This window comes from Streptomyces sp. NPDC053541 (assembly GCF_044544705.1).
Lineage (GTDB): Bacteria > Actinomycetota > Actinomycetes > Streptomycetales > Streptomycetaceae > Streptomyces.
This window is the reverse complement of the sequence record NZ_JBITXM010000003.1, coordinates 63741-89521: the sequence shown is the minus strand read 5'-3', so window position 1 is coordinate 89521 and position 25781 is coordinate 63741. Positions and strand designations below refer to the sequence as shown.

The window sequence follows — 25781 nt, the reverse complement described above, 5'->3', positions numbered from 1 at the left end:
TCGCAAGGCGGAGGTGAGGGCACCTCCCCGGCCGCCAGGCCGAGGGGGCGGAAGCGATGCGGTAGGGGTACTCCCCCTGGGCCTCGCCCGGGGGCACCCCCACCCAGGCGAAGCCCAGGGGGCCATCGGCGACCGACGACAACGCGGCGAGGCGCGGTGCCGGGCGACGAGAGCCCGGCATGATCGGCGAGACACCCCCTAGCGGCCCGAACTCTCCGGCTACTGCCCCATGGTCAGGCCGTCGCGGGCCGCGCCCCGGTCGAGGACGACCGCGCGGATGGCGTCGCGGGGCTCGGCGTACTGCGCCTGGCCCTTGCCGATCGCCTCGTTGAGGTTGACCACCCGGCCGCGGGCGGTGTCGAAGAACTGCGGCACGAACTCGGCCCGGGAGACCTCCCAGCGCCGGCCGGGCGCGGTGGGCGGGGCGAAGGTGAAGCGGGCCAGGGTGCCCATGTTGCCGCGGCGGTCGTAGGCTCCCTCATAGTTGATCATGTCGCCGGCGATCTGGTCGCCCATGCCGTAGACGATCCAGGTGCCGTTGACCTTCTCGTAGGCCTGCGGCACATGGGCGTGGGTGCCGATGATCAGGTCGATGTCGGGGCGGTCGCCGGTGCGGGAGGCGGTGAGGGCCCGGCCGAGCGAGAGCTGGCGTTCGTCGGGGGCGGTCTGCCACTCGGTGCCCCAGTGGAGGGAGACGACCACGACGTCGGCACCGGCCTTCCGGGCGGCCCGGGCGTCGGCGACGATCTTTTGCTCGTCGATGAGGTTGACGGCCCAGGGCTGCCCCGCGGGGAGCGGATAGCCGTTGGTGTCATAGGTGTAGGCGAGCTGGGCGACGGTGGCCCGGCCGGCCTTGAGCAGGGTGGGGCGGGCGGCCTCGTCGGCGCTGCGGGCGGATCCCGCGTGCCGTACGCCCGCCGCGTCCAGGGCGTCCAGGGTTCGGCGCAGTCCGCCGGCGCCGTCGTCCAGGGTGTGGTTGGAGGCGGTGGAGCAGGAGTCGTAGCCGGTCGCCCGCAGGGCGGCGGCGACCTCGGGCGGGGACTTGAAGGCGGGGTAGCCGGTGTAGGGGCCGCCGGGCTCGCCGTACACGGTCTCCATGTGACAGATCGCCAGGTCGGCGCGGGAGACGACGGACCGGACCCCGGAGAGCATGGGGCGGAAGTCGTAGCCGGCGCCGCCCGCGTCGGCGGCCGCCTGCCGGATGATCGAGTCGTGCGGGAGGACGTCCCCGGAGGCCACCAGGGTGAAGGGGGTGGGGGCGGAGGCCCCGCCGGGGGCGGCGGGGCGCTGCGGCGCCCGGCTCTGCGCGGGGCTTCCGCCGGGGCGTTCCGCGGCGCGGTCGGCGGCGGCGCAGCCGGCGGTCGCGGTGAGCAGGAGGGCGGCGAGCGCGAGCGTGCCGGGTCTGGTGCGTGGGGTCATCTGCCGGACTCCGCTGGTTCGTAGGATGAACATCTGTTCCTGTGAATTCACGGGTGGCGATAAGCCTCAGTCAAGGTCCAATGCCGCAGCTCGCCACAAACCCGCTGAATCGGACGCATGACCTCCGTCCGTCCGCTCACCGGACCACTCACCGCTCGGTGCGACCGTTCGTCGCAGATCCCTGTCCGTTCCCTGTCGCCCGGCGTCCGGATGCGTTCACATACGGCGCATGACGACGGCACTGACGCCACCGGCCGCACCCGGGGCGACCACCGACGAGCGGGCCCTGGAGGAGCTCCAGCGCGAGCACGGCCCGGCCCTGTTCTCCTTCCTGCTCGGGCTGACCGGCGGCGACCGGCAGCGCGCCGAGGACCTGGTGCAGGAGACCCTGGTCCGCGCCTGGCTGCACCCCGAGGCCTTCGACTCCCGCTACGCGTCCATGCGGCCGTGGCTGTTCACGGTCGCCCGGCGGCTCGCCATCGACGCCCGCCGCTCCCGGCTCTCCCGGCCCACCGAAATCGGCGACGAGCTGCTCGCCGTCACCGCCGACCCGGCCGACGCCACCGAGTCGGCGGTCGCCGCGCTCGACGTCCGGGCGGCGGTGCGCGGACTGCGACCCGAGCACCGCGCGGTGCTCGTGCGGCTCTACTTCCACGGGCTCACCGTCAACGAGGCCGCCGCCGAGCTCGGCATCCCGGCCGGCACCGTCAAGTCCCGCTCCCACTACGCCCTGCGCCAGCTCGGCCACCGGCTCCCCGGCTACCGGCCGCGCCACCGCGCGCCCGTTGCCCGGCCCTCGGCCGGGGCCCCACAATGACGCCCGTGACAACGACGCCCGTGGCGCTGACGCCCGCCGCCGCAGAGAAGATCCTCGCCGACAACTTCGCCCCCTGGGTGCTCGACCTCGGGCTGAGCGTCGACGCCGTCGACGACTCCGGGGCCGTGCTCCGGCTGCCCTGGTCCGACCGGCTCGCCCGGGAGGGCGGCGGGCTCTCCGGCCAGGCGCTGATGGCCGCCGCCGACACGGCGACCGTCATCGCGGTGGCCGCCGCCCGCGGCGGCTTCGTCCCGATGACCACCGTGCAGCAGTCGATCAGCTTCCAGCGGCCCGTGGTCGGCACCGACGTCCTGGTGCGGGCCCGGCTCACCAAGGCGGGCAAGCGCATGGCCTTCGCCGACATCACGATGACCGCCGAGGGCGGCGAGGAGCCCGCCGCGCACGCGACCGCGGTCTACGCGCTGCTCGGCTGAACCGGCTCCCCCGCCCCGCTGTTCACCCCCGTCCCACGGCGCCCACCAGCACCGATGCGGCGGGCCCGGTATCCGGATCCGTCCGCTCCAGTTGCCCGAACCGCCCCCGCGCGCGGCCTTCTCGGAGGAGGCTCGTCCCCGGGGCGCGGCGGACCCCGCGTCCAGGAGAACCGGGAGAAGGTGGAAGCCGTGCTGCCCGAGAGCACGAACGGCGCCGGCGGGGGCGGACTCGCCGTCCCCATGGACTGGCTGTGCGCCGAGTACGTCGCCGACGAGGTGCTGCGCGCCGGCGGGCTCGTCGCGCCCGGCTCGCTGGAGTTCCGGGCGGGCATGCGCACCCTCGCCTTGACCGTCCTGCTCGACGGACCGGGCCCCGCCGGGCCGGGCCTCGACGGCTGGCTGCGCCGCACCGCCCACGACCACCCGTGGGACGCCTGGGTGACCGCCCGGCTCGCCGAGCCGGGGCCGGCCGTCCCCGGGCCCGATCTGGCGCTGGCCCGGGACACCTGGCGGCAGCTGCGGGGGACCGAGCTGCGCGCCGCGGACCTGGCCGGGCTCGCGGGGCTCGGCCCGGCCGGCGGCACGCTCGACGAGGAGCGTCAGGTGTGGCTTCCCGCCTGGCAGTTGGGCGTGGCCCTGAGCCATCTCGCGCTGCACCTGTGCTGACCGGCGGGCGGTGCCGCCGGGGCGGTGCCGGTCAGCCCCGGGCGCGCCGCATCAGCAGGTCGCGCAGTTCGCGGGCGTGCCGGCGGGAGACGGCGAGCACGGCCTCGCCGACCCGGACCGAGGTCGCGCCGCCGTCCAGGCGCAGCTCGTCGATCCGGCCGAGGGCGACCAGGTGGCTGCGGTGGATCCGTACGAAGCCGCGCGCGGCCCAGCGCTCCTCCAGGACCGACAGCGGGATGCGCACCAGGTGGCTGCCCTGGTCGGTGTGGAGCCGGGCGTAGTCGCCGTGCGCCTCGACGTACGCGATGTCGTCGACGTCCACGAAGCGGGTGACGCCGCCGAGTTCGACCGGGATCTGTTCGGCCGCGGGCGCGGCGGCCGGTGCCGTCCCCGCGCCGCCGCGGACCAGCTCGCGGACCCGGCGCACGGCCTCGGCGAGGCGTTCCCGGCGCACCGGCTTGAGCACGTAGTCGACGGCCTCCAGGTCGAAGGCCTGGACGGCGAAGCCCTCGTGGGCGGTGACGAACACGATGAGCGGGGGCCGGGCGAGCCCGCCGAGCACCCGGGCCAGGTCGAGCCCGCCGAGCCCGGGCATGTGGATGTCGAGGAAGACCACGTCGATGCCCTCGGGCCCGTCCGGCCCCGACTCCACGGCCCGGCCGATCCTGCGCAGCGCCTCGGTGGCGTCCCCGGCCCCCTCGGCGGTGCGCACGCGCGGGTCGGCGCGCAGCAGGTAGAGCAGTTCCTCGAGGGCCGGCGCCTCGTCGTCGACGGCCAGTACGCGCAGCATGCGCGCGAGTCTATTTCAGCCGGATCGCGGCGGCCGGGGTCTACTTCAGCAGCCGGGACAGCCTGCGGTCGGCGAGCGGCCGGCCGCCGGTCTGGCAGGTGGGGCAGTACTGCAGCGAGGAGTCGCTGAAGGAGACGCTGCGGATGGTGTCGCCGCACACCGGGCAGGCCTCGCCCTCCCGGCCGTGCACCCGCAGGCCGCTCTTCTTCTCGGCCTTGAGGCGGCCCGCGGCGAGGCCGCGGGAGCGCTCGACGGCCTCGGTGAGGGTGGTGCGCATCGCCTCGTGGAGGGCGGCGGTCTCCGCGGGGGTGAGGTTCTGCACGGGCTTGAAGGGGGACATCTTCGCCGCGTGCAGGATCTCGTCGCTGTAGGCGTTGCCGATGCCGGCGATCAGGCTCTGGTCGCGCAGCGCGCCCTTGATCTGGCGCCGTTCGTCGGCCAGCAGCGCGGTGAGGGCGGGGAGGTCGAAGTCGGGGGCGAGCGGGTCGGGGCCGAGCCGGGCGACGCCGGGGACCTCGGCGGGGTCGGGGACCACGTACACGGCGAGCCGCTTGGTGGTGCCGGCCTCGGTGAGGTCGAAGCCGTCGCCGCCGGTGAGCGCGACGCGCAGGGCGAGCGGTCCCTTGCCGGGCTTCGGCGGACCGGAGGGCAGCACGTCCTTCCAGTGCAGCCAGCCGGCCCGGGCGAGATGGGTGACCAGGTGCAGCTCGCCGGACGGGCCCTCGGTCGCGAGGTCGAGGAACTTGCCGTGCCGGGCCGTGCCGGTGACCCGGGCGCCGTCGAGCGCGGTGACCGGCGGGTCGTAGGTCTTGAGCACACTGATCGCGACGGGCAGCACGCGGGCGATCTCCTTGCCCACGAGGTTCTCGTCGAGGAAGGCGCGGAGGGCTTCCACCTCGGGCAGTTCGGGCATGCCCCCACCCTGCCGTACGGGCGGGGCGCGCGCCCGTCGGACGCGCGCCCCGCTCCCGTACTCCGCACTCCCGTACCGCGTGCTCAGGAGTCCGCGGCCCGCTCCCCGGGCTCATCGGGCTCCTCCGGCTTCCCGGGCTCATCGTGCTCTCGGGTGGCGAACTCGCACCACACGCACTTGCCGCCGCCGCGCGGCTCCACGCCCCACCGGTCGGAGAGGCGCTCGACGAGCAGCAGTCCGCGGCCGGACACGCCCGCGTCGCCGGCCTCGCGGCGGCGCGGGAGGGCGCTGGAGCGGTCCTCGACCTCGACCCGGAGGCGGTGTTCGGGCCCGGCGAGCATCCGCAGGGTCACGACGGCCCCGCCGTCGGTGTGCATCAGGGCGTTGGTCATCAGCTCGTCGGCGACCAGCTCGATCTCGTCCGAGCGGCCGCCCGCGCCCCAGGCGCGCACGGCGGCGCGGATCATGTGGCGGGCCGAGCTGAGCGCCTCGGGGTCGTTCTGGCCGACGTGCTGCTGGAGCCGTCCGCCGGACTGCGGCGACCGGTCGCCCTCGCGGCGCAGCAGCAGCACGGCGACGTCGTCCTCGCCGCCGCGCTCGTCGACCACGTCGCACAGGCGGTCGGCGAGCAGGTCGAGGTCCCGGGGGCCGCGCCGGACCAGCGAGGTGAGCCACTCCAGGCCCTCGTCGAGGTCGGCGCCCGGCTTCTCGACCAGGCCGTCGGTGTAGAGCAGCAGGGTCTGGCCGGGGTCGAGCTCGACGGCGGTGACGGGGTAGTCCAGGCGCCCGAACTCGGCGGACAGGCCGAGCGGCAGGCCGCCCTCGACGGGCAGCCGGCGGGCGCCGCCCCCGGGGTCGCGGACCATGGGGTCGACGTGGCCGGCCCGCACGATCTGGACGAGCCCGGTGGCCGGGTCGGCCTCGGCGTAGGTGCAGGTGGCGAAGCGCTCGGTGTCGAGCTCGTGGAGGAAGACGGAGGCGCGGGCCATGACGGTCGCCGGGGTGTGGCCCTCGGCGGCGTAGGCGCGCAGCACGATCCGCAGCTGGCCCATGACGGCGGCGGCGTGGGTGTCGTGGCCCTGGACGTCGCCGATGACGGCGCCGACCCGGCCGCCGGGCAGCTGGATGATGTCGTACCAGTCGCCGCCGATGTCCCGGCCGAGCCGGGCGGAGCGGTAACGGACGGCGATCTGCGTGCCGGGCACGTCCGGGATGCGGCGCGGCAGCATGGCCTGCTGGAGGCCCTCGGCGAGGTCGTGGTCCTGCTCGTAGAGCATGGCGCGCTGGAGGCTCTGGGCGATGGAGCTGCCGAGGGCGACGAGCAGGTTGCGCTCGTCGGCGCTGAAGCCGGTCCGGTCGCTGTAGAGCAGGCCGAGGGCCCCGATGGGGCGGGCCTGGGCGATCAGCGGGAGGTAGGCGGCGGAGGTGATGCCGAGGCCGCTGATGTGCGGCCAGAGGACCGGGTAGGAGGTGGCGAAGTCCTCGGGGGACTCGATGAAGCGGGGGGCGAGGGTGCGGATCACCTCGCTCATCGGGTACTGCTCGTCCACCCGGGTGAAGCGGGTGCCGGGCACGAAGGCGCCGGCCGGTCCCTCCGCGACCAGGTGGATGCGCCCGGCCTCCAGGAGGCCCATGACGAGGCTGGCGGCGCCGAACTGCTCCAGGCCCTGGGAGTCGTTGAGGAGGTCGATGATGTCCTGCACGGTGCGGGCGTGGGCGAGGGCGGCGGTCATGCCCTCGACGACGCTGGTGCGCTGCCGCCGGCCCTCGTCGAGGCCGAGCCGGGCGGCGGACTCGCTGAGCTCCTCGGAGGCGTCCCGGACGATGCCGACGATCCGCACCGGGCGCCCGTCGGCGTCGCGGCGGATCACGCCCTGGGTGTGGGTCCAGCGCTGCGCGCCGTTCCTGGTGCGGATGCGGAAGTAGGCGCCGTAGCGCGCGCTGCCGTCCTTGAGGGCCTGGGCCACCAGGGCGTCGAGCCGGCGGCCCTCGTCGGTCAGCACCCGGGAGCCGAGGGTCGACGGGTCGCCGTCGTACTCCGCCGCGCTCATGTCGAAGACGTCGAGGGCACCCTCGTCCATGGTCATCCGGCCGGTGAGCAGGTCCCAGTCGAAGCCGCCCATCCGGAACTCCCGGCCGAACGCGTGCAGGAAACAGCAGTCCGGCACCGTCGAGCCCGCCGGATCCACCGTGCAGCGGCACCGCTCGGCCGCCGTCCCGCCCCCTCTGCCCGCAGTCATGGGGCCACGCTAGGCGCCGTCCCCGCCGTGCGCACGGCGAAGATCGGCACAGCTTGGCAACAAACCGTGCGCGCCGGAACCGTCCGCCGTCCGGGCGGGGCCGGCCGCCACGACGGCTCCGCGCACCGCTCAGCCCTCGAAGGTCTCGGGCTGCCGGGGAGCGGTGTCGCCGGGGATCAGCTCCTCGAAGGAGGGCGGCGGCTCCGGCTGCGGCTGCTGCTCGGCGGGCCCGTCGGGCACGGGCGGCACGTCGGGTGACGGCGGTGCGTCGGGGACGGGCGCGGTGTCGCCGCCGTCCGGCACCGGCGGGGCGACGGGCTCGCGCGGGCGCTCCTCCTCGCGGGGCGCGGCGGGGGTGTGGTGCGGCGCCGGCGGCACCGAGGGCGGGGTGGACGGGGCCTGGGGGTGCCCGGGGGCGGTGGTCGGGGCGGAGGACTCCGGGACCGGCCGGGGCGGGTCGGTGAGCAGGTCGCAGGAGGCGGGGGCGCAGGAGGGCAGCACGTCTGGTCTGCGGTCGTGGTCGCCGTCGGTGCCGGTGCGGCGCTCCAGCCAGGTGTTGTCGGTGGCGCTGGCGATCAGCAGGCTGCCGACGGTGGCGCTGGTGGGGGTGATGACGACGACCCGTTCGGGGCGGTAGCCGGGCCAGGCCTCGCCGGTGTGCACGGCGCCCTCGACGGCGGCCGGGGAGCGCAGCGGGTTGCCGCAGGCGCAGCGCACCCGGGGGGTGCCGTAGCGGTCGACGAGGACGGCGGTGCCGGCCTGGAGGACGGCCTGGTGGGGCTCGGCGCGCCCGTTCCGGAAGCCGTGGCCGGTGACCCGGGTGTCGGCGCGCAGCAGGACCGGGGTGAGGCCGCGCAGCCAGTCGGCGAGGTGGCCCTCGGGGATGCCGGCGGCCTCGGCGAAGGCGCGGGCCTTGGCGGGGTCGGCGGTGAGGTACGAGACCTGCTGCTCGACGTTGCAGCTGGCGACGCGGCGGGTGCCGCCGTAGAGGCCGGGGGTGGAGCCGGTGAGGGCGTGGCCGGCGGGCGCCGGGTCGGAGACTCCGGTGACCGGCGGGGTCTCCTGGCTGACGGGGGCGCCTTCCTGGGCGGTGGAGGCGGTGAAGGGGGCCGGGCCCTGGGTGCCGGCGGGCTGGAGCAGCACCTCTCGGGCGGGCGAGGTGGCGTTCTGCTGGGCGCCGGGCTCACCGGGGTCGCCGCCGGAGCAGCCCGCGAGGAGCAGGGCGGCGGCCAGCGCGGCGAGGGTGCGCGCGGTCCCGCGGGGTGTCGAGGGCCGTGGTCGTGTTGCGTCGCGCACTGGGTCTCCCGCCTGTCGCCCCCGGTCGTTCCTTCCTGTCTGCCGCAGCGCCGGGGCCCGCGCAATGCGGGCGCGTCCATCCGGCGGCACGGACGTCGCCCCCGCCACGCGCCGCCACTTGAACACGTTCAAGCGAGGCTCTACGCTCACCACGGAAGGGTTGAACACGTTCAACCCACCTCGCCCGAGGGGGGTGGCGGTGCCATGTCCGTGCTCGTCGGACTGATCGTGACGCTGGGAATGTCGGCCGTCGTGCCGGTGGGGCTGCGACTGCTCGACGGCCCGCAGCCGGCCTCGCTGCGGCTGCTGCGCCGCGCCTGGCCGCTGCTCGCCCTGCCCGGCGCCGTCTCCCTCTGGCTTCCCCGCGGCCCGCTCGCCGCCGCCCTCGCCGGGGTCTACGCCCTCGCCACCCTGGCCCTCGCGCTGCACGCACCGGCCCGGCTCGCGCTCACCCTCCCCCGGTCCCCGGCCGCGGGAGCCCGCAGCGCGCCGCGCCTCCCGGCCCCCGCCGAGGTCGCCGCGCTCACCGCGCTCGCCACCCCGGCCGTCGCGGGGCTCGCCCTGGTCGCCGAGCGCGCCGGACACGAACTGTTCGGCTTCGAGCTCGGCATCCTGGCCCTCACCGTGCCGCACTTCCACTTCGCCGGCTTCGCCGCCGCGCTCGTCGCCGGCCTCGTCTGCCGCGCGGCGGAGAGCCGCGGCACCCGGTTCGCCGCGCTCAGCGTCCCGCTCGGCACCCTCCTGGTGCTGCTCGGCTACTTCGTCGACGACTGGGCCGAGCTCGCCGGGGCCCTCGTGCTCACCGCCGGGATGTGGGCCGTCGCCCTCGCCACCTGGCGCGAGCTGCGCCCCGCCGCGCCCGACCGGGTCACCCGGGCGCTGCTCGGCACCTCGGCCGCCGTCCTGGTCGCCACCATGCTGCTCGCCCTGAGCTGGGCGCTCGGCGAGGCCACCGGGCTCCCGCACCCCAGCCTGACCTGGATGGCCGCCACGCACGGCCTCGGCAACGCGCTCGGCTTCGCCGTCTGCTCGCTGCTCGCCTGGCGCCGGCTCGCCCGGTCCCGTACCGCCGCGTCCGCACGCGGCCCCCTGACCCACCGCGCCGTCCCCGCCGTCCCCGCCCACCGAACGGAGCTCCCGGCATGACCCGCCTCATCCGCAGCCTCTCGGACCGGCCCGCCCCCGCCACCGACACCAACTACCCCGAGGTCGGTGCCACCCGCACCGGTCCGCTGCCCGCCGGCTACCACCACCTGCACCACACGGTGCGGATCGGCCACGGCCGGGCCGCCTACGAACGGGCCGGGACCGCCGTCACCACCTGGGCCATGCACCGCGCCACCGGCGCCCGGGTGGACAGCGCGGCCGGCCGGGCCGCGCCCGGCGTCACCCTGGAGGTCTCGCTCGGCCTCGGCCCGGTCCGCTTCACCGCGCCCTGCCGGGTGATCTGGACGACGTACACCGACCGCGAGACCGGCTTCGCCTACGGCACCCGGGCCGGACACCCGGAGCACGGCGAGGAGTCCTTCGTGGTCGACCTGCACGACAACGGCGACGTCTGGTTCACCGTCACCGCCTTCAGCCGCGCCGCCGTCTGGTACACCCGGCTCGGCGGGCCCGTCGTCCGCGCCCTCCAGCACGCCTACGCCCGCCGGCTCGGCCGGGCCCTCACCGCGCTCGCCGCCGGCCGCTGACCGCCGGCCCAGGAGACCGGGGCCGAGGAGAGTTACGCTCGATGCGTACTCATCCGTGCCCCGCTCCGAGGAGGCGGCCATGAGCCAGTACGACGAGTACACCAACCCCTCGCAGGCCGAGGGCGAGCGTCTCGACGAGGACCTGGACGCCCAGCAGAAGGCCCAGATCCACCCCCAGGTGAGCCGGACCACCCCCTCCCAGGCGGAGGGCGAGCGGCTGGCGGACGAGGACGAACGGAAGCGCTGAGACGGCCGGGGCCGGTCGCCCGCGCCCGGCGTGACGGACTGGTTCACCGACCGCGATGGACTGGTTCACCGACTCCGACTACTGGCTGAGCCGGATCCTGTTCCAGCGGGGACTCGCCGGCCTCTACCTCGTCGCGTTCCTGTCCGCGGCGCTCCAGTTCCGGGCGCTCATCGGGTCCCGCGGCATGCTGCCGGTGCCCGCGTACGTGCGCGTGGTGCCGGCCCGCCGGGCACCCAGCCTCTTTCAGTGGCGCTACTCGGACCGCCTCTTCGCCGCCGTCGCCTGGGGCGGGGCGGCGCTCGCCCTCGCGCTGCTCGCGGGGGCCGGCGACGCGGTGCCGCTGCCGGTGTCGATGCTGCTGTGGCTGCTGGCCTGGGGGCTGTACCTGTCGATCGTGAACGTCGGGCAGACCTGGTACTCCTTCGGCTGGGAGTCCCTGCTCCTGGAGACCGGCTTCCTCGCCGTGCTGCTCGGCAACGACGACACCGGACCCCCGGTCGTCGTGCTGTTCCTGCTGCGCTGGCTGCTCTTCCGGGTGGAGTTCGGCGCCGGACTCATCAAGATCCGCGGCGACCGCTGCTGGCGCGACCTCACCTGCCTCTACCACCACCACGAGACCCAGCCGATGCCCGGCCCGCTCAGCTGGTTCTTCCACCGCCTCCCGCGCCCCCTGCACAAGGTCGAGTGCGCCGCCAACCACGTCGTCCAGCTCGGCGTCCCGGTGCTGCTCTTCACCCCCCAGCCGGTCGCGACCGTCGCCGCGGGGCTGATGATCGTCACCCAGCTGTGGCTGGTGCTCTCCGGCAACTTCGCCTGGCTGAACTGGATCACCATCGTGCTCGCGCTCTCCGCCGTGGACGGCTCGCTCCTCGCCGGCCACGACCACCCGCAGCCGGGCGCCCCGCTCTGGTACGTGGTCCTGGTCTGCGCCGTCGCCGCCGGGCTGCTCTTCCTCAGCCACCGCCCAGTGCGCAACCTGCTCTCCAAGCGGCAGGCGATGAACCGCTCGTACGACTCCCTGCACCTGGTGAACACGTACGGCGCCTTCGGCACGGTCGGCCGGGTCCGCGACGAGATCGTGGTGGAGGGCACCGCCGAGCCCGGCCCGCCGCACCCGGGCACCGAGTGGCGCGAGTACGGCTTCAAGGGCAAGCCGGGCGACCCGCGCCGGCTGCCGCGCCAGTTCGCCCCGTACCACCTGCGGCTCGACTGGCTGATGTGGTTCGCGGCGCTCTCCCCCGGATACGCCCGCGACTGGTTCGGCCCGTTCGTGGAGCGGCTGCTCGCCAACGACCGGGACACCCTGCGGCTGCTCCGGCACAACCCCTTCCCCGACGCCCCGCCGGCGCTCGTGCGGGCGCGGCTCTACCGCTACCGCTTCACCACCTGGCGGGAGCTGCGGGAGACCGGGGCCTGGTGGCACCGGACGCTGCTGCGCGAGTACCTGCCGCCGGTCGGGCTCCAGGACTCCGCCGGGCGGCGCGGACGGCCCCGCTGAGCCGGGGCCGTCGAGTCCCTGGGCCGGACATGCCCGCGCCCCCGGTACCGCACGGGGCGGGCGGGGGCGCGGGGAGGCGCGTCGGGTCGGACGTGGCCCGGGCCTGGAGGGATGTCCGACGCGGTGGCGCGTTCAGTCGATGCCGGGCAGGATGTGCGGCTCCGCGAGGTCGTCCTCGTAGCCGGCCAGCCGGATCGGGGCCGAGCGGGCCCACACTTCGAGGCTGCCGAGCTCTCCCGAGCGGCGGGGCCGCTCCGTGGGTTCGGACGGAGACTTTTCCTGCTGGGTCAGTTCGGGTGTCACCGCGCACTCCTTCGTGTCGCGAGTCGATGGGTCGGGGCCGTTCGGTCGCGGTGGCGCCGTCTCGGGGCGGGACCGCGGCCCTGTCAGGCCTGTCCCCTGGCCGGCCGTGGACGTTCGGTGAAACGTCCGGTGGCCAACCGTGGACCTCAGACTAACCATCTGAGCGCGTCGGCGCTCTATGGGGCACGAAAGTGTGACGCGATCGAGTGAAAGTGGCTCGTTCGGCCCCGTTTACCGAGGTCAAACGCCCGATCATCGATCAGAACCCTGCCCTGACCGGCTCACCACTTGCCGGGCGCGTAGTCCTTCATGAACACGCCGTACAGGTCCTCGCCGGCCTCGCCGCGCACGATCGGGTCGTAGACCCGGGCCGCGCCGTCGACCAGGTCGAGCGGGGCGTGGAAGCCCTCCTCGGCGAGCCGCAGCTTGTCGAAGTGCGGGCGCTCGTCGGTGATCCAGCCGGTGTCGACGGAGGTCATCAGGATGCCGTCGGACTGGAACATCTCCTGCGCGCTGGTCCGCGTCACCATGTTGATCGCGGCCTTGGCGGCGTTGGTGTTCGGGTGCCCGGCGCCCTTGTAGCCGCGGTTGAAGACGCCCTCCATGGCGGAGACGTTCACGACGTAGGCGCGCCCGCTCTTGGCCCGCGCGGCGGCCTCGGCCATCGCCGGGCGCAGCTTGCTGATGAGGATGAAGGGCGCGGTGTAGTTGCAGAGCTGGGTCTCCAGGAGCTCCACCGGGGAGATCTGGTCGATGGTCTGCACCCAGGTGTTGGTGTCGACGACGTCCGGCACCAGGCCGCCGGCGTCGATCGCGGTGCCGGCGTGGTGCCGCTCGATGCTGGCGTTGCCGGCGACGAGGGCGAGGTCGGCGACCGCCTGCGCGTCGATGCCGCTGGTGCCCAGCGGGAGCGCGGCCAGGCCGTCCACGGCGCCGGAGTTGAAGGCGCCGATGACGTGGTGGGCGGGCAGCTCGCCGGCGGGCAGCGGCGCGTTCTCGCCGTCGACGAGGGCGGCGTACGCGGAGGGCAGCCGGCGCACGGTCTGCGTGGCGTTGTTCACCAGGACGTCCAGCGGGCCGGCGGCGGCCACCTGGTCGGCGAGGGCCACGGCCTGGGCCGGGTCGCGCAGGTCGATGCCGACGACCTCCAGGCGGTGCATCCAGTCCGCGGAGTCCTCCATCGCCGAGAAGCGGCGGATGGCGTCCTTCGGGAAGCGGGTGGTGATCGTCGTGTGCGCGCCGTCGCGGAGCAGCCGCAGCGCGATGTACATGCCGATCTTTGCGCGGCCGCCGGTGAGCAGCGCGCGCTTGCCGGTGAGGTCGGCGCGGGCCTCCCGCTTGGCGCGGTTCAGCGCGGCGCACTCCGGACACAGCTGGTGGTAGAAGTAGTCGACCTCGACGTAGCGGGTCTTGCAGGTGTAGCAGGAGCGCGGGCGCTGGAGTATGCCCGCGATCTTGCCGGCCTCGGTGACCGACGAGGGCAGCAGGCCCTCGGTCTCGTCGTCGATGCGCTGCGCGGAGCCGGTCGCGGTGGCCTCGGTGACCGCCTTGTCGTGGGCGGTCTTGGCGGCCCGGCGCTCCTGGCGGCGGCGCTGCTTCACGGTCCGGTAGATGCCGGCGGTCGCGCGGCGGACCGCGATCGCGTCCGGGTGGTCGACCTCGATCCGGTCGAGCTCGTCGAGGACGCTGAGGCAGACGGCCAGGCGCTCGGGGTCGATGCCCGGTCCGTACTCCTGGGACTGGGTCTCTTCGGTCACCGTCATGGCCTTCGTCGTTCCTCGATCGCTCGCGTCTGGTACTCCCGAAGAGGAAACTTTACGGAGCCGGGGGGCGCCGCTCCAAACCCGTTCGGGGCGCGTGGTCGAACACACAGTCGCCGCACAGTCCGCCGGACGGGAGCCGGTAGTAGAGACAGCAGGTGGTGCGGCGCAGCGCCGGGCCGCGGACGGTGCGTTCCAGATCGGGGTGGGCGAGCAGACCGCGGACCAGCGGCACGGCGCGCTCGGCGGCCTCGGGCCGGCCGTGCGCCCGGGACCAGCGCAGCAGTTCGCGCAGCGCGCCGGCGAGCGCGGAGCCAGCGTTGCCCCACAGCAGCCTGGGCGAGATCCGCCCGTCGCGGGCGAAGGCGGCGTGCAGCGGCACCAGGTGGGCCTCCAGGACGGCGGCCCGCAGCTCCTCGACGGTGGCGGGCCGGCTGCCGGTGCCGGTCCACCACAGCTCGTCGGGCGCGCCGGCCGTCGGGTCCCAGTGCAGGGTCGCGGGCGCGAGGTCGGGGAAGCGGCCGGAGAGCGCGGCGGGGCCGAGCACGACGGACCACAGCCGGGCGGCGAGCCCGAGGTGCGCGGCGGAGGCGGCGACCCGGCGCTCGGGCGCGCGCAGCCCGGCGGCGACCCGGTCGACCCGGGTGGCGAGGGCGGTGTCGGCCGTGCCCGCGTAGAGCCGGGCGAGCGGGACGGCGGCCGGGGCGGCGAGCCCGGGGACGGCGCCAGGGGCGGGGGCAGGGGCGGGTGTAGGGGCGGGGGCGGGTGGCGGGCTGGTGCGCAGGGTGAAGAAGCCGCCGATCCGTGCGCTCGCGTCGAGGTCCACGGAGCACACCGTACGGAACGGGCGCCGGCGCGGGCCAATGTGGACCGGGCGCGGGCCGGGGTGGCTCGGAATGGAGAGCCCGCGCGGTGCGCGAGGGGGCGCCAGGGCGGCGGGACGCGCCCCGGTGGGGTGCCGCGCCGGCACCGCTGACCTGCGGGGCCGTACATCCAGCGGTGTACGGCCCGGCCTCGTACTGCGTCCGTGGTACGGGAGATCGCGTTCCCAGGTACGACGACGCGGGCGGCCGGAAGAGAGATCGTGGAGACATGAGCCCCCTCGTGCTGTCCGTGCTCCTCTCCCTGGTCTCCGCGGTCGCCTACGCGGCCGCGGCGATCGTGCAGGAGCGGGTCGCGGCGGCGGCCGACGGCCCGCGCTACGCGCCGCTGCGCCGCCCCGCCTGGTGGGGCGCCGTGCTGCTCAACGGCGTCGGCGCGGCGCTGCACGTGGCGGCGCTCGCGTACGGCCCGCTCAGTCTGGTGCAGCCGCTCGGCGCGCTGACCATCGTGTTCGCACTGCCCATGGCGGCGCTCTTCGTGGGCCGCCGGGTGGGCCGCAGCGCCTGGCGCGGCGCGCTGATGGCGACCGTGGGCCTGGCCGGGCTGCTCAGCCTCACCGGAGGGCCCGGCGCCCATCCGCTGTCCGACCCCGACCGGCGGCTGCTGGCGGCGGTGACCTTCGGCGCGGTGGCGCTGCTCTTCGCGCTCGCGCACCTGGTGGGCCGCTCGGCGCTGCGCGCGGTGATCCTGGCCGCGGCGGCCGGGGTGTCCTTCGGCATCGCCTCGGTCTTCACCAAGACGGTGGCCGAGGAGTGGACGCCGCGGGCCCCGCTCGCCGAGTGGACCAGCCTGCTCGTCCTGTCGGCGCTCGCGATCACCGGGCTGCTGCTCTCCCAGGCCTCCTACCGGGGCGCGGGGCTCGCGGCGCCGCTGGCCACGGTCACCGTGGTCAACCCGGTGATCGCCGCGGCCGTCGGGCTCACCCTGTTCGGCGAGTCCTTCCGGTACGGGGCGGCGGGCACCGTGGCCGCGCTGATCTGCGGCGCGGTGGCGGCGGGCGGCCTGGTGCGGCTCACCACCGACCGGCTGACCCGGCCCGAGGACTCCCTCGCGGTGTCATCCGCGCGGGCCGGGAGGTCAGATGCCGACGCCGCGGGCCCTGAGGTAGGCCAGGGGGTCGATGTCGGACCCGTACCCGGGACCCGTGCGCATCTCGAAGTGCAGGTGCGGTCCCGAACTGTTGCCGGTCGACCCTGACCGCGCGATCCGCTGTCCGGCGCCGACCCGCTGGCCCTCGCGCACGGAGAGCGCGGAGAGGTGGGCGTACTGGCTGTAGCGCCCGTCCTGGTGCCGGATGACGACCTGGTAGCCGTAGGCCCCGCCCCAGCCGGCCGACACGACGGTGCCGTCGGACACGGCCCGTACGGAGGTGCCGGTGGGCACGGGGAAGTCGACGCCCGTGTGGTAGCCGCTCGACCAGGCGGAGCCGGCCTTGCGGTAGCGGGTGCCGATGTCGGTGTCGGCGACGGGGCTGACGAAGCGGGCGCGCGCGGGGGCGGGCTTCGCCGCGGGCTTCGCGGCCGGGCGCGGGGCGGGCTTGGGCGCGGGCTTCGCGGCGACCGGCTTGGTGACGGGCTTGGCCGCGGGCTTCGTCACGGGCCTCGGGGCGCTCGGCCGGGGCGCGGGGCGGGCCGGGGCCTTCGTCGCGGGCGGGGCCGGGGCGGGCGGCTTGGCGGGGGTCGTCGCGGTCGGCGGCTTGACGGGGGTCTTCGCGGACGGCGGCTTCGCCGGCGCGGGGGTGGCGGGCTTGGGCTTCTGCGGGGCGGCGGGGGCGCTGATCCGGAGGGTGAGCCGCTGGCCGGGGAGGATCAGGTCGGGGTCGTCGCCGACGACGGCGCGGTTCGCCGCGTAGAGCCGGGGCCAGCCGCCGCGTACGTGTTCGTCGCGGGCGATCTTCGACAGCGAGTCGCCGGGGGCGACGGTGTACATCTCGCGGACCGTGGGCACGGTGGTGGGGCTCGCCGGGGCGGCGGCCGGGGCGCTGCGCTGGGCGGGTAACGCGGCCTGGCGGGCCTGCGGGGCGCCGGTCAGCGGGCGGGTGCGCTCGGTCTGCGGGGCGAGGCCGGTGGCGCCGGCGGGGGCGTCGCCGCGCTGGAGGCCGGCGCGCGGCGCGCAGGCGGGCCAGGCGCCGGGACCCTGGCCCTTGAGGACCCGCTCGGCGATCTCGATCTGCTGGTCCTTGGAGGCGAGATCGGCGCGCGGGGCGTAGTGCGTGCCGCCGTAGCGCTCCCAGGTGGACTGGCTGAACTGGAGTCCGCCGAAGTAGCCGTTGCCCGTGTTGATCTGCCAGTTGGACGAGGACTCGCAGGAGGCGAGCTTGTCCCAGACGTCGAGCGAGGCGGCCTGGGCCGTGCCGGCGCCGATCAGCGGCAGTGCGATGCCCGCGCCGCCCGCGGTGACGGTCAGCGAGGCGCGGTTGATCCGGCTCGGCTGGTACCGACGGTGCTTTCCGCGATTCTCGCGATTCCCGCGTACGGCTGGCATGGGCCCCCCTCGAACGCCTCGGCAGTCGCCCACGGTAGGGGCTGGCAACCGTGCGTGACAAGGGCTTCGGCTCGATCCCCCACCCCTTCCGTCAGGTCCTTCCGGTCACCTCGCGCCCCCGGCGGGCCCGGGCTGCGGCTGCGGTTCGGGCTCCGGTACGGGCACGGGATTGGGCGGGGGCACGGGCGGCGGGACCGGCGGGGGCACCGGCGACGGCGGTCCGGGCGGCACGGGCCCGGGAGAGGGCAGCGGTTCGGGGATCGGGGGCTGGGTCATGACGACTCCCGGTCGGCGGTTCGGGCGGGGGCGCGGGGTGCCGAGGCCCGAGGGAAGGGTGGTCCCGGCTCCCAGCGTCCCCCCGTCCGTGTGCCCCGGCGCGCCGGACCCATTCCTTCGGGTGGCGGGGCGGGCGCGCCGGGGGCCCGCGTCAGACCTGCGCGGGCACCGCGTGCGGCGGCCGCACGGTGTCGGTCCCGGGCACGGGCGCCGAGGCGTCGTCGCCGAGCTCCACGATCCGGTTCGCCCCGTCCACGTGCACGACGCGCGGCACCAGGGTGCGCGCCTCGGCGTCGCTGACCTGCGCGTAACTGATGAGGATGACCAGGTCCCCCGGGTGCACCAGATGCGCGGCCGCACCGTTGATCCCGATCACCCCGGAACCGCGCTCGCCCTCGATGACGTACGTCTCCAGCCGGGCCCCGTTGTCGATGTCGACGATGTGGACGAGCTCGCCGGGCAGCAGGTCGGCGGCCTCCATCAGCTCGGCGTCGACGGTCACGGACCCGACGTAGTGGAGATCGGCCTGCGTCACGGTGGCGCGGTGGATCTTGGACTTGAACATGGTGCGCATCATGGAGGTACTCCTGGACTAGGCTCCCTGCCTGCGTTTTTGCAGGTCAAGGGCTGTTTCCACACCCTACAACGAGTCGCGGGTCCGGGCGGTTGTCCCAGGTTTTCCAGGACTCGTGCTGACCACTTGCCGACTTTGCTGACATTTCGTCAGGCTGCGGCCAGGGGCTTCGCACGCTCCCCTGCCCCACCGCGACGACCTCACAAGCCTACGCAGCAACACTGCGAAGAGTGTCCGTGATCACGGTCACTCCGGCGGTCCGGGTGAGGGCCGGCAGCGACGGTGGTCGCCCCTACGAAGCCCTGCGCAAGGACGATCAGACGACGCTGTTCGCGGGATACGCCCTCATCGCGGCCGTCGGTGGCGGCCTCACCCTCATCTTCGCCCAACTAGACGCCTGGTCGGACGAACGATGAACGGGGCACCCGGCACAGCAGCCCCTGCTGCGCCGCCGGACCCGAAAACCTCTGCGCTTCTCGCTGTACCGCTCCCCCGTTCAGGCGCTCGACGCAGTCCTGGCAGACAGCGGCGCGCCGAAGACTGTCGTTTCTCGTGTGGGTGAGGGGCAGGGGGGCGTGGGCGGGGTCACGCCTCGAAGCGATACCCCATGCCGGGCTCGGTGATCAGGTAGCGGGGGTGCGACGCCAGCAGATGCCACTCGGTCGGGGTCAGTCTGACGTCGCGGTCACCGCGCCGTACCTTCTTCCTCACGAGGTCGACGGTGAAGTCGTCGGTCGTGACCCCGGCGCCGGCCGCCGCTCCCACACCCGGCCGCACATGTGCGGGCGCCTCCGCGATCCGGCGGGTGGCCGCCCACAGCCGGGCGAGGAGCTCGTCCATGCTGAACGGCTTGGTCATGTAGTCGTCCGCGCCCGCGTCCAGCGCGCGGATCTTGTCCTCGGACCCGGTGCTGGCGGACAGCACGAGCACCGGACTCCGGTTCCAGCCTCGCAGCGCCCGTATGACGTCGATGCCGTCCATGTCCGGCAGTCCGAGGTCCAGCAGGATCGCGTCCGGTTGCACGCCGGCCGCGAGCCGGAGCGCGGTGGCGGCGTCGTGGGCCGCGTCCACGTCGTACTTGCGTGCTGTGCGGTTGATCGTCAGCGCACGCGCGAGCTGCGCGTCGTCCTCGACGACCAGGACGCGGGTCATCGGCGTACTGCCTTTCGTTGTGGGCGTGGCGTCGGATGCGTGCCGGGAGCCGGCGGCCGGGGCGGTCCCGGACTGCCGGCTCCCGGGTGTGGGGCCTCAGGCGGCCATCAGCCCTTGGCCGCCACGAGGTTCTTCAGCGCGAGGTTGAGCTGGAGGACGTTGACGCGCGGCTCGCCGATGAAGCCGAGGATGCGGTCTTCGGTGTGGTCGGCGACCAGCTTCTCGACCTGTCCGACGTCGAGACCGTTCTTCTCCGCGACGCGGTGGACCTGGAGCTTCGCGTACGCGGGCGAGATGTGCGGGTCCAGGCCGGAGCCGGAGGAGGTGACGGCGTCGGCGGGGACGTCGGACGGCTTCACCCGGTGGTCGGCAGTGGAGTTGTCCTTGACGACGGCCGCTTTGGCGTCCGTCACCCACTTGATCAGGTCGGCGTTGTCGCCCGAACGGTTCGTGGCGCCGGACAGGATGATCGAGTACTGGGTGTTGACGCTGTTGCTGCCGAGGCCGTTCGAGGGGCGCGGCTGGAACCACTTCAGGTCCGGGGCCACGGCCTCGTCCGCGTCGTGCGGGTTCTTCTTCGGCAGGTGGTAGGTCTGGCCGATCAGCTCGGAGCCGACGACCTCGCCGCTCGCGTCCTTGATCTCGGAGCCGTTGGCCTTGCCGGGGAAGGCCACCTGGGCGACGCCGGTGACGGCGAGGGGATAGAGCACGCCCGTCACCACGGTCAGGACGAGCAGGGCGCGGAGCCCGGCCCAGAGCAGACGCGCCGCGTTTCCGACGGAGTTGTTCATGGTCGTCAGCCGATCCCGGGGATGAGGGAGATGAGCAGGTCGATGATCTTGATGCCGATGAACGGCGCGATCAGGCCGCCCAGGCCGTAGAGGCCCAGGTTGCGGCGCAGCATCGAGTCCGCGCTGGACGGTCGGTACCGCACGCCCTTCAGGGCGAGCGGGACCAGGGCGATGATGATCAGCGCGTTGAAGATGACCGCGGAGAGGATCGCGGACTCGGGCGAGGCCAGGCCCATGATGTTGAGCTTGTCGAGCGACGGGTAGGCCACGGCGAACATGGCCGGGATGATCGCGAAGTACTTCGCGACGTCGTTGGCGATCGAGAAGGTGGTCAGCGCGCCCCGGGTGATGAGGAGCTGCTTGCCGATCTCGACGATCTCGATGAGCTTGGTGGGGTTGGAGTCGAGGTCGACCATGTTGCCGGCCTCCTTCGCGGCCGACGTGCCGGTGTTCATCGCCACGCCGACGTCCGCCTGCGCGAGGGCCGGGGCGTCGTTCGTCCCGTCGCCGGTCATCGCGACGAGCTTGCCGCCGGCCTGTTCCCGCTTGATGAGGGCCATCTTGTCCTCGGGGGTGGCCTCGGCGAGGAAGTCGTCGACACCGGCCTCTTCGGCGATGGCCTGGGCGGTCAGCGGGTTGTCACCCGTGATCATGATCGTCTTGATGCCCATGCGGCGCAGCTCGTCGAACCGCTCGCGCATGCCTTCCTTGACGACGTCCTTGAGGTGGATCACCCCCAGGACACGCGCGCCCTCGTCGTCCTCCACAGCCACAAGGAGCGGCGTGCCACCAGCCTGGGAAATGGCGTCGGTGAGTTCCTGGGCGTCCTGCGCGACCTCGCCACCGCGTTCCTCCACCCACCTCACGACCGAACCGGTCGCGCCCTTGCGTACCTTGCGGCCGTCGACGTCCACACCCGACATCCGGGTCTGGGCGGTGAACTCGATCCACTCGGCGTGGGCGAGTTCGCCCTGGTGGCGCTCGCGCAGCCCGTACTTCTCCTTGGCGAGGACCACGACCGAGCGGCCCTCGGGCGTCTCGTCGGCCAGCGAGGAGAGCTGCGCGGCGTCGGCGACCTCGGCCTCGGTGGTGCCCTTGACCGGAACGAACTCCGATGCCTGGCGGTTGCCGAGGGTGATCGTGCCGGTCTTGTCCAGGAGCAGGGTCGACACGTCGCCGGCGGCCTCGACGGCGCGGCCGGACATGGCGAGGACGTTGCGCTGCACGAGCCGGTCCATGCCGGCGATGCCGATCGCGGAGAGCAGGGCGCCGATCGTCGTCGGGATGAGGCAGACCAGGAGCGCGGTGAGGACGATCATCGAGGTCTGCTCGTCGGCCCCGGCGTAGATCGCGAAGGGCTTCAGGGTGACGACCGCGAGCAGGAAGACGATGGTGAGCGACGCCAGGAGGATGTTGAGGGCGATCTCGTTGGGCGTCTTCTGCCGGGCGGCGCCCTCGACCAGGTTGATCATCCGGTCGATGAAGGTCTCGCCGGGCTTCGTCGTGATCTTGATGACGATCCGGTCGGACAGCACCTTCGTACCGCCGGTGACGGCGCAGCGGTCGCCGCCGGACTCACGGATGACCGGAGCCGACTCACCCGTGATGGCGGACTCGTCGACGGAGGCCACGCCCTCGACGACGTCGCCGTCGCCGGGGATGACGTCGCCGGCCTCGCAGACCACCAGGTCGCCGATCCTGAGCTCGGTGCCGGGAACCTGCTCCTCGCCCTTGCCGTCCTGGGTGAGACGGCGGGCGACAGTGTCGGTCTTGGCCTTGCGCAGGGTGTCGGCCTGCGCCTTGCCCCGGCCTTCCGCGACGGCCTCCGCCAGGTTGGCGAAGATCGTGGTGAGCCAGAGCCAGGCGGTGATCGCCCAGCCGAACCAGTCTCCGGGGTTCTTGATCGCGAGCGCGGTGGTGACCACCGAGCCGACCAGGACGACGAACATGACGGGCGACGTGACCATCACCCGCGGGTCGAGCTTCCGGATCGCGTCAGGGAAGGACTTCACCAGCTGCTTCGGGCCGAACAGACCGCCGCCGACGCGGCCGGGAGCCTGGTGTCCGGCTGACAGGTCGTCGTGCGGCGCCGTGGTCGCCGTGGGGGTAGACGGCTGGTTCACAGCGTCCTCGTGCTTCTGTACGTCGATGGTCATGCCGCGAGTCCTTCGGCGAGCGGGCCGAGGGCCAGGGCCGGGAAGTAGGTGAGACCGGCGATGATCATGATGGTGCCGACGAGCAGGCCGGTGAACAGCGGTTTCTCGGTGCGCAGGGTGCCCGCGGTCTCGGGTACGGGCGTCTGCTCGGCGAGCGAGCCCGCCAGGGCCAAGACGAACACCATCGGGAGGAACCGGCCGAGCAGCATCGCGATGCCGATCGTCGAGTTGAACCACTGGGTGTCGGCGTTCAGACCCGCGAACGCGGAGCCGTTGTTGTTGGCGCCCGAGGTGTAGGCGTAGAGGATCTCGGAGAAGCCGTGGGCGCCCGAGTTCGTCATCGAGTGCGCCGGGGTGTCCAGGACGAACGAGGCGGCGGTGAAGCAGAGCACGAGCGCCGGGGTGATCAGGATGTAGCAGGCCGCGCACTTGATCTCGCGGGTGCCGATCTTCTTGCCCAGGTACTCGGGAGTGCGGCCGACCATCAGACCGGCGATGAACACCGCGATGATCGCCATGATCAGCATGCCGTAGAGGCCGGAGCCGACACCGCCGGGGGCGATCTCGCCGAGCTGCATGCCCAGCAGGTTGATGCCGCCGCCGAAGCCGGTGTTCGAGGAGTGGAAGGAGTTCACGGCGCCGGTCGAGGTCAGCGTGGTGGCGACCGAGAAGATCGCGGACGCGCCGATGCCGAACCGGGTCTCCTTGCCCTCCATGGCGCCGCCGGCGAGCTCGAAGGCCGGTCCCTTCCCCGCGAACTCGGTCCACATCATCAGCGCGGTGAACCCGAGCCAGATCACGGCCATCGTGCCGAGGATCGCGTACCCCTGCCTGAGCGAGCCGACCATCCGGCCGAAGGTCCGGGTCAGCGCGAAGGGGATGACGAGGATCAGGTAGATCTCGAAGAGGTTGGACAGCCCGTTGGGGTTCTCGAAGGGGTGGGCCGAGTTGGCGTTGAAGTAGCCGCCACCGTTCGTGCCCAGCTCCTTGATGACCTCCTGCGAGGCCACCGCCCCGCCGTTCCACTGCTGCGTACCGCCCGTGAACTGGCCGACCTCGTGGATGCCGGAGAAGTTCTGTATCGCACCGCACGCCACGAGGACCAGCGCGCCGATCACCGCGATCGGCAGCAGGACGCGCACGGTGCCGCGCACCAGGTCGGCCCAGAAGTTGCCCAGCTCACCGGTGCGCGACCGGGCGAAGCCGCGCACCAGCGCGACCGCCACTGCCATGCCGACCGCCGCCGACACGAAGTTCTGCACCGCGAGGCCGCCGGTCTGCACGACGTGACCCATGGCCTGCTCGCCGTAGTACGACTGCCAGTTCGTGTTCGCGACGAACGACGCGGCGGTGTTGAACGCCTGGTCCGGGTCGATCGACACGAAGCCGAGCGAGCCGGGCAGCGAACCCTGGAGCCGCTGCAGCAGGTAGAGGAAGAGGACGCTCACCGCGGAGAAGGCCAGCACACCGCGCAGATACGCGGGCCAGCGCATCTCGACGTTCGGCTGGGCGCCGATCGCCTTGTAGATCCACTTCTCGGGCTCGTAGTGCTTCTTTGAGGAGTACACCGTGGCCATGTGGTCACCGAGCGGCCGATAGGAGAGACCGAGGGCGACGACGAGGGCGAGGAGCTGGAGGACTCCAGCCAGGACGGGACTCATGACCGTACTCAGAACCTCTCCGGCTTGACGAGGGCGAGGACGAGATAGACCAGCAGGCCGGCGGCGACCAGCAGACCGACGATGTTCTCGACAGTCACAGCTTCGCCACCCCCTTGGCGACGAAAGCCACCAGCGCGAAGACCGCGACCGTGGTGACGACGAAGGCCACGTCGGCCATCGTGAGCTCCCGAATGTGTGTGGATGAGATGAGCGGTCCGTACGGACCAGTGAGAGGAAAACTCATGTCAGCCGGCACACCGTCGGCGTTGACGCCCTCCTGACGTGCGCTGCGGTCGTCTTGACGCATCCCGTACGCGCCCCGCTCCGGACCGGTCCGCCACCTCGCCGGCCGCCCCGTTCAGAAGCTGTCCGGTTTGACGCAGGCGGCCACCAGGTAGCCGACCAGCGCCACCGCGACGATCAGACCGACGACGTTCTCGACGCTCATGCTCCAGACACCCCCTTCGACTGCCCCGCGTTTCCTCGGAGTGTGCTCGTATCGCGCGCCCCTTCGGAGGAGACGCCTCCCGCCGGGCCCGCGCCATCACTTTGACGCCTCGCCGGCGCGCCAGGCGGAAACGCTGACAAGCTCTTGACGCCCTCCCTACGGGCGCTGCCCCCGGCCCGCCGCCAGCGGAGAGGCAGAGACCGGCCGGGGTGCCGTGCCGGGAGCGCGACCGCGCAAAGAAGCCGTCGGCGCCGCGACCGCCGCCATCAGAGAGGCGTCAACGGCCCCCGACGCGAGTCGGGTCGCGGACTGGATTCGGCAACCGCCGCTCATCGCCCTCACCGTGGTCTTCGTCCTCGTCACCGTCGCCCTGCGGCCGATGGCCGCGTACGCGGGGCCGCTCCGTCCACCACGGTGCTCGTCGCCCTGCTCGTGACCCTGATCCCGACGACGATCGGCGCGCTGCTGTCGGCGCGCCGCTGTCGGCGATCGGCATCGCCGGCGTGGACCGTCTCGTGCGGCGCAGTGTGCTCGCGGCTTCCTGCGCTTCTTCCTCTTCGGCCGGGGCGAGATCGCCCCGGTGACCCGCGCGGTCCTGCGCGAGGCGGAGCCCGACGGGGACCGCCGCCCGCGCGTCCACGTCGGCCCGTCAGCCGGCCGTCCGGCCGAAGAGGCGGCCGCCCAGGTCGACGCCGGTGACCCGGCCGTCGGGGCCGCGGGTGAAGAAGCCGCGCCGGCCCGCGAGGGTGCCCTCGGTGAGGACGTACTCGTCACCGTCGCCGGGCAGGAAGCCCATGGCGGCCGGGGCGATGTCCGGCGGCATGTCCGCGTCCGAGGCCTGGCGGAGCTCCGGCTTGATCTCCACGGCGAGGGGGAGCCGCTGCCCGTCGGTGGCGATGTCGAGGTTCATGGCGTCGATCTCGTAGCGCCCGGCGACCTCGCGGGCGCGGGTCGCCCTGTACGAGAAGGCCGGCTTCGCCCCCGCCGACGCCGACCGGGCCGCGGCCACCGTCTTCGTCCACGTCCTGGGCAGTGCGCCGGGCGCCGCCGCGCAGGTCTCGCTGACCCGCCGGCTGGGCAGGAGCGGCGACCCCGAGAAGGAACCGGCCGACACGATGGCGGCGGCCACCGAGGTCGCCGGGAACTTCCCCCGGCTGCGCGAACGTCTGGGAGGGACGGCCGCCACCGAATACCTCGCGGCCCCCGACCGCACCTTCGAGTTCGGCCTGGAGACCATCCTCGACGGCTTCGAGGCGCAGCCGGCCGGGACGAAGTAGCCG

General features: G+C 73.7%; 27 protein-coding genes and 1 pseudogene. 11 read left to right on the top strand and 17 right to left on the bottom strand.

All coding sequences use genetic code 11. The features are described from left to right. Positions 1-219: 219 nt before the first annotated feature. Complete coding sequence (locus ACIGW2_RS07725; RefSeq protein ID WP_399841878.1) at positions 220-1419, bottom strand: CapA family protein; 1200 nt, start codon at positions 1417-1419, stop codon at positions 220-222. A gap of 229 nt (positions 1420-1648) precedes the next feature. On the opposite strand from ACIGW2_RS07725, the gene ACIGW2_RS07720 reads away from it, so the two are divergent. The 3 genes from ACIGW2_RS07720 to ACIGW2_RS07710 all read left to right on the top strand — a co-directional run bounded on the left by ACIGW2_RS07720 (position 1649) and on the right by ACIGW2_RS07710 (position 3336). Next, positions 1649-2236: a sigma-70 family RNA polymerase sigma factor gene (locus ACIGW2_RS07720; protein WP_391652224.1), complete on the top strand. Its 588-nt coding sequence runs from the start codon at positions 1649-1651 to the stop codon at positions 2234-2236. Between the two features lie 20 nt (positions 2237-2256). Next, positions 2257-2670, top strand: a complete 414-nt coding sequence (locus tag ACIGW2_RS07715; RefSeq protein ID WP_391652470.1) for a PaaI family thioesterase — start codon at positions 2257-2259, stop codon at positions 2668-2670. A gap of 189 nt (positions 2671-2859) precedes the next feature. Beyond that, positions 2860-3336: a hypothetical protein gene (locus ACIGW2_RS07710; protein WP_391652225.1), complete on the top strand. Its 477-nt coding sequence runs from the start codon at positions 2860-2862 to the stop codon at positions 3334-3336. Positions 3337-3367: 31 nt separating this feature from the next. Here ACIGW2_RS07710 and ACIGW2_RS07705 read toward each other — a convergent pair whose 3' ends face one another. The 4 genes from ACIGW2_RS07705 to ACIGW2_RS07690 all read right to left on the bottom strand — a co-directional run bounded on the left by ACIGW2_RS07705 (position 3368) and on the right by ACIGW2_RS07690 (position 8575). Then, positions 3368-4126, bottom strand: coding sequence for a LytTR family DNA-binding domain-containing protein (locus ACIGW2_RS07705; RefSeq protein ID WP_356071324.1), 759 nt, complete (start codon positions 4124-4126; stop codon positions 3368-3370). A gap of 40 nt (positions 4127-4166) precedes the next feature. Further along, positions 4167-5039 (bottom strand): Fpg/Nei family DNA glycosylase, encoded by an 873-nt coding sequence (locus tag ACIGW2_RS07700; protein WP_391652226.1) that lies wholly within the window; start codon positions 5037-5039, stop codon positions 4167-4169. An 83-nt stretch (positions 5040-5122) separates the two neighbouring features. Then, on the bottom strand, positions 5123-7162 hold the full coding sequence (locus tag ACIGW2_RS07695) for a SpoIIE family protein phosphatase (protein WP_399842718.1): 2040 nt from the start codon (positions 7160-7162) through the stop codon (positions 5123-5125). Positions 7163-7408: 246 nt separating this feature from the next. After that, positions 7409-8575: a DUF6777 domain-containing protein gene (locus ACIGW2_RS07690; protein WP_399841873.1), complete on the bottom strand. Its 1167-nt coding sequence runs from the start codon at positions 8573-8575 to the stop codon at positions 7409-7411. 204 nt (positions 8576-8779) lie between these two features. Between ACIGW2_RS07690 and ACIGW2_RS07685 the strand changes: the two genes are divergently transcribed. From ACIGW2_RS07685 to ACIGW2_RS07670, 4 genes are all read left to right on the top strand, one after another. Beyond that, on the top strand, positions 8780-9721 hold the full coding sequence (locus ACIGW2_RS07685) for a YndJ family protein (RefSeq protein WP_399841870.1): 942 nt from the start codon (positions 8780-8782) through the stop codon (positions 9719-9721). Continuing rightward, positions 9718-10269: a DUF1990 family protein gene (locus ACIGW2_RS07680; RefSeq protein ID WP_391652229.1), complete on the top strand. Its 552-nt coding sequence runs from the start codon at positions 9718-9720 to the stop codon at positions 10267-10269. Before ACIGW2_RS07685 ends, ACIGW2_RS07680 begins: the two co-directional genes overlap by 4 nt. A 79-nt stretch (positions 10270-10348) precedes the next feature. Continuing rightward, complete coding sequence (locus ACIGW2_RS07675; protein ID WP_356071312.1) at positions 10349-10516, top strand: hypothetical protein; 168 nt, start codon at positions 10349-10351, stop codon at positions 10514-10516. Between the two features lie 55 nt (positions 10517-10571). After that, positions 10572-12014, top strand: coding sequence for a lipase maturation factor family protein (locus ACIGW2_RS07670; protein WP_391652230.1), 1443 nt, complete (start codon positions 10572-10574; stop codon positions 12012-12014). A gap of 132 nt (positions 12015-12146) precedes the next feature. Here ACIGW2_RS07670 and ACIGW2_RS07665 read toward each other — a convergent pair whose 3' ends face one another. The 3 genes from ACIGW2_RS07665 to ACIGW2_RS07655 form a co-directional block, all read right to left on the bottom strand. Then, positions 12147-12317, bottom strand: a complete 171-nt coding sequence (locus ACIGW2_RS07665; protein WP_361576016.1) for a hypothetical protein — start codon at positions 12315-12317, stop codon at positions 12147-12149. A 281-nt stretch (positions 12318-12598) separates the two neighbouring features. Beyond that, entirely contained in the window at positions 12599-14080 is a 1482-nt protein-coding gene (locus tag ACIGW2_RS07660; RefSeq protein ID WP_361576013.1) for an SDR family NAD(P)-dependent oxidoreductase, read from the bottom strand. 52 nt (positions 14081-14132) lie between these two features. Beyond that, complete coding sequence (locus tag ACIGW2_RS07655; RefSeq protein WP_391652231.1) at positions 14133-14903, bottom strand: IucA/IucC family C-terminal-domain containing protein; 771 nt, start codon at positions 14901-14903, stop codon at positions 14133-14135. 266 nt (positions 14904-15169) lie between these two features. On the opposite strand from ACIGW2_RS07655, the gene ACIGW2_RS07650 reads away from it, so the two are divergent. After that, positions 15170-16156: a DMT family transporter gene (locus ACIGW2_RS07650; protein WP_399841864.1), complete on the top strand. Its 987-nt coding sequence runs from the start codon at positions 15170-15172 to the stop codon at positions 16154-16156. On the opposite strand, the gene ACIGW2_RS07645 is transcribed toward ACIGW2_RS07650, so the two are convergent. Both ACIGW2_RS07645 and panD read right to left on the bottom strand, forming a co-directional pair. Continuing rightward, positions 16037-17443, bottom strand: coding sequence for a transglycosylase family protein (locus tag ACIGW2_RS07645; protein ID WP_399841861.1), 1407 nt, complete (start codon positions 17441-17443; stop codon positions 16037-16039). The genes ACIGW2_RS07650 and ACIGW2_RS07645 overlap by 120 nt on opposite strands. A 427-nt stretch (positions 17444-17870) precedes the next feature. Then, positions 17871-18296, bottom strand: coding sequence for an aspartate 1-decarboxylase (gene panD, locus ACIGW2_RS07640; protein WP_361576001.1), 426 nt, complete (start codon positions 18294-18296; stop codon positions 17871-17873). Between the two features lie 227 nt (positions 18297-18523). Between panD and ACIGW2_RS07635 the strand changes: the two genes are divergently transcribed. Further along, on the top strand, positions 18524-18709 hold the full coding sequence (locus tag ACIGW2_RS07635) for a hypothetical protein (RefSeq protein ID WP_399841857.1): 186 nt from the start codon (positions 18524-18526) through the stop codon (positions 18707-18709). A 169-nt stretch (positions 18710-18878) separates the two neighbouring features. Here ACIGW2_RS07635 and ACIGW2_RS07630 read toward each other — a convergent pair whose 3' ends face one another. The 7 genes from ACIGW2_RS07630 to kdpF (ACIGW2_RS07600) form a co-directional block, all read right to left on the bottom strand. After that, positions 18879-19445 carry a response regulator transcription factor gene (locus tag ACIGW2_RS07630; RefSeq protein ID WP_399841854.1) on the bottom strand — a complete coding sequence of 189 codons (567 nt, stop codon included), beginning with the start codon at positions 19443-19445 and terminating at the stop codon, positions 18879-18881. Positions 19446-19552: 107 nt separating this feature from the next. Further along, positions 19553-20236, bottom strand: a complete 684-nt coding sequence (locus tag ACIGW2_RS07625) for a potassium-transporting ATPase subunit C (protein WP_391652316.1) — start codon at positions 20234-20236, stop codon at positions 19553-19555. Positions 20237-20241: 5 nt separating this feature from the next. Further along, on the bottom strand, positions 20242-22392 hold the full coding sequence (kdpB, locus tag ACIGW2_RS07620; protein ID WP_391652317.1) for a potassium-transporting ATPase subunit KdpB: 2151 nt from the start codon (positions 22390-22392) through the stop codon (positions 20242-20244). Beyond that, complete coding sequence (gene kdpA, locus ACIGW2_RS07615) at positions 22389-24053, bottom strand: potassium-transporting ATPase subunit KdpA (RefSeq protein ID WP_391652318.1); 1665 nt, start codon at positions 24051-24053, stop codon at positions 22389-22391. Before kdpA ends, kdpB begins: the two co-directional genes overlap by 4 nt. 8 nt (positions 24054-24061) lie before the next feature. After that, a complete protein-coding gene (gene kdpF / locus ACIGW2_RS07610) occupies positions 24062-24151 on the bottom strand; it encodes a K(+)-transporting ATPase subunit F (RefSeq protein WP_361575965.1) in 90 nt (29 codons plus the stop codon). Continuing rightward, positions 24148-24360, bottom strand: a complete 213-nt coding sequence (locus ACIGW2_RS07605) for a hypothetical protein (protein WP_391652319.1) — start codon at positions 24358-24360, stop codon at positions 24148-24150. The genes kdpF (ACIGW2_RS07610) and ACIGW2_RS07605 overlap by 4 nt, the downstream gene beginning before the upstream one ends. 51 nt (positions 24361-24411) lie before the next feature. Then, positions 24412-24501, bottom strand: a complete 90-nt coding sequence (kdpF, locus tag ACIGW2_RS07600; protein ID WP_391652320.1) for a K(+)-transporting ATPase subunit F — start codon at positions 24499-24501, stop codon at positions 24412-24414. A 328-nt stretch (positions 24502-24829) separates the two neighbouring features. Here kdpF (ACIGW2_RS07600) and ACIGW2_RS07595 point away from each other — a divergent pair. Together ACIGW2_RS07595 and ACIGW2_RS07590 are read left to right on the top strand one after the other, a co-directional pair. Beyond that, positions 24830-25067, top strand: a pseudogene (locus ACIGW2_RS07595) (potassium-transporting ATPase subunit B); the annotation flags it as partial. Between the two features lie 390 nt (positions 25068-25457). Further along, on the top strand, positions 25458-25778 hold the full coding sequence (locus tag ACIGW2_RS07590) for a TetR/AcrR family transcriptional regulator C-terminal domain-containing protein (RefSeq protein ID WP_399842715.1): 321 nt from the start codon (positions 25458-25460) through the stop codon (positions 25776-25778). Positions 25779-25781 lie beyond the last annotated feature (3 nt).

Coding starts and splice junctions, on each gene's coding strand:
- ACIGW2_RS07695 (WP_399842718.1), bottom strand. CDS start 7,162: ATGGGCGGCTTCGACTGGGACCTGCTCACCGGCCGGATGACCATGGAC.
- ACIGW2_RS07605 (WP_391652319.1), bottom strand. CDS start 24,360: ATGCGTCAAGACGACCGCAGCGCACGTCAGGAGGGCGTCAACGCCGAC.
- kdpA (WP_391652318.1), bottom strand. CDS start 24,053: ATGAGTCCCGTCCTGGCTGGAGTCCTCCAGCTCCTCGCCCTCGTCGTC.
- panD (WP_361576001.1), bottom strand. CDS start 18,296: ATGATGCGCACCATGTTCAAGTCCAAGATCCACCGCGCCACCGTGACG.
- ACIGW2_RS07660 (WP_361576013.1), bottom strand. CDS start 14,080: ATGACGGTGACCGAAGAGACCCAGTCCCAGGAGTACGGACCGGGCATC.
- ACIGW2_RS07675 (WP_356071312.1), top strand. CDS start 10,349: ATGAGCCAGTACGACGAGTACACCAACCCCTCGCAGGCCGAGGGCGAG.
- kdpB (WP_391652317.1), bottom strand. CDS start 22,392: ATGACCATCGACGTACAGAAGCACGAGGACGCTGTGAACCAGCCGTCT.
- ACIGW2_RS07700 (WP_391652226.1), bottom strand. CDS start 5,039: ATGCCCGAACTGCCCGAGGTGGAAGCCCTCCGCGCCTTCCTCGACGAG.
- ACIGW2_RS07630 (WP_399841854.1), bottom strand. CDS start 19,445: ATGACCCGCGTCCTGGTCGTCGAGGACGACGCGCAGCTCGCGCGTGCG.
- ACIGW2_RS07650 (WP_399841864.1), top strand. CDS start 15,170: ATGAGCCCCCTCGTGCTGTCCGTGCTCCTCTCCCTGGTCTCCGCGGTC.
- ACIGW2_RS07725 (WP_399841878.1), bottom strand. CDS start 1,419: ATGACCCCACGCACCAGACCCGGCACGCTCGCGCTCGCCGCCCTCCTG.
- kdpF (WP_391652320.1), bottom strand. CDS start 24,501: ATGAGCGTCGAGAACGTCGTCGGTCTGATCGTCGCGGTGGCGCTGGTC.
- ACIGW2_RS07685 (WP_399841870.1), top strand. CDS start 8,780: ATGTCCGTGCTCGTCGGACTGATCGTGACGCTGGGAATGTCGGCCGTC.
- ACIGW2_RS07680 (WP_391652229.1), top strand. CDS start 9,718: ATGACCCGCCTCATCCGCAGCCTCTCGGACCGGCCCGCCCCCGCCACC.
- ACIGW2_RS07625 (WP_391652316.1), bottom strand. CDS start 20,236: ATGAACAACTCCGTCGGAAACGCGGCGCGTCTGCTCTGGGCCGGGCTC.
- ACIGW2_RS07645 (WP_399841861.1), bottom strand. CDS start 17,443: ATGCCAGCCGTACGCGGGAATCGCGAGAATCGCGGAAAGCACCGTCGG.
- ACIGW2_RS07670 (WP_391652230.1), top strand. CDS start 10,572: ATGGACTGGTTCACCGACTCCGACTACTGGCTGAGCCGGATCCTGTTC.
- ACIGW2_RS07720 (WP_391652224.1), top strand. CDS start 1,649: ATGACGACGGCACTGACGCCACCGGCCGCACCCGGGGCGACCACCGAC.
- ACIGW2_RS07705 (WP_356071324.1), bottom strand. CDS start 4,126: ATGCTGCGCGTACTGGCCGTCGACGACGAGGCGCCGGCCCTCGAGGAA.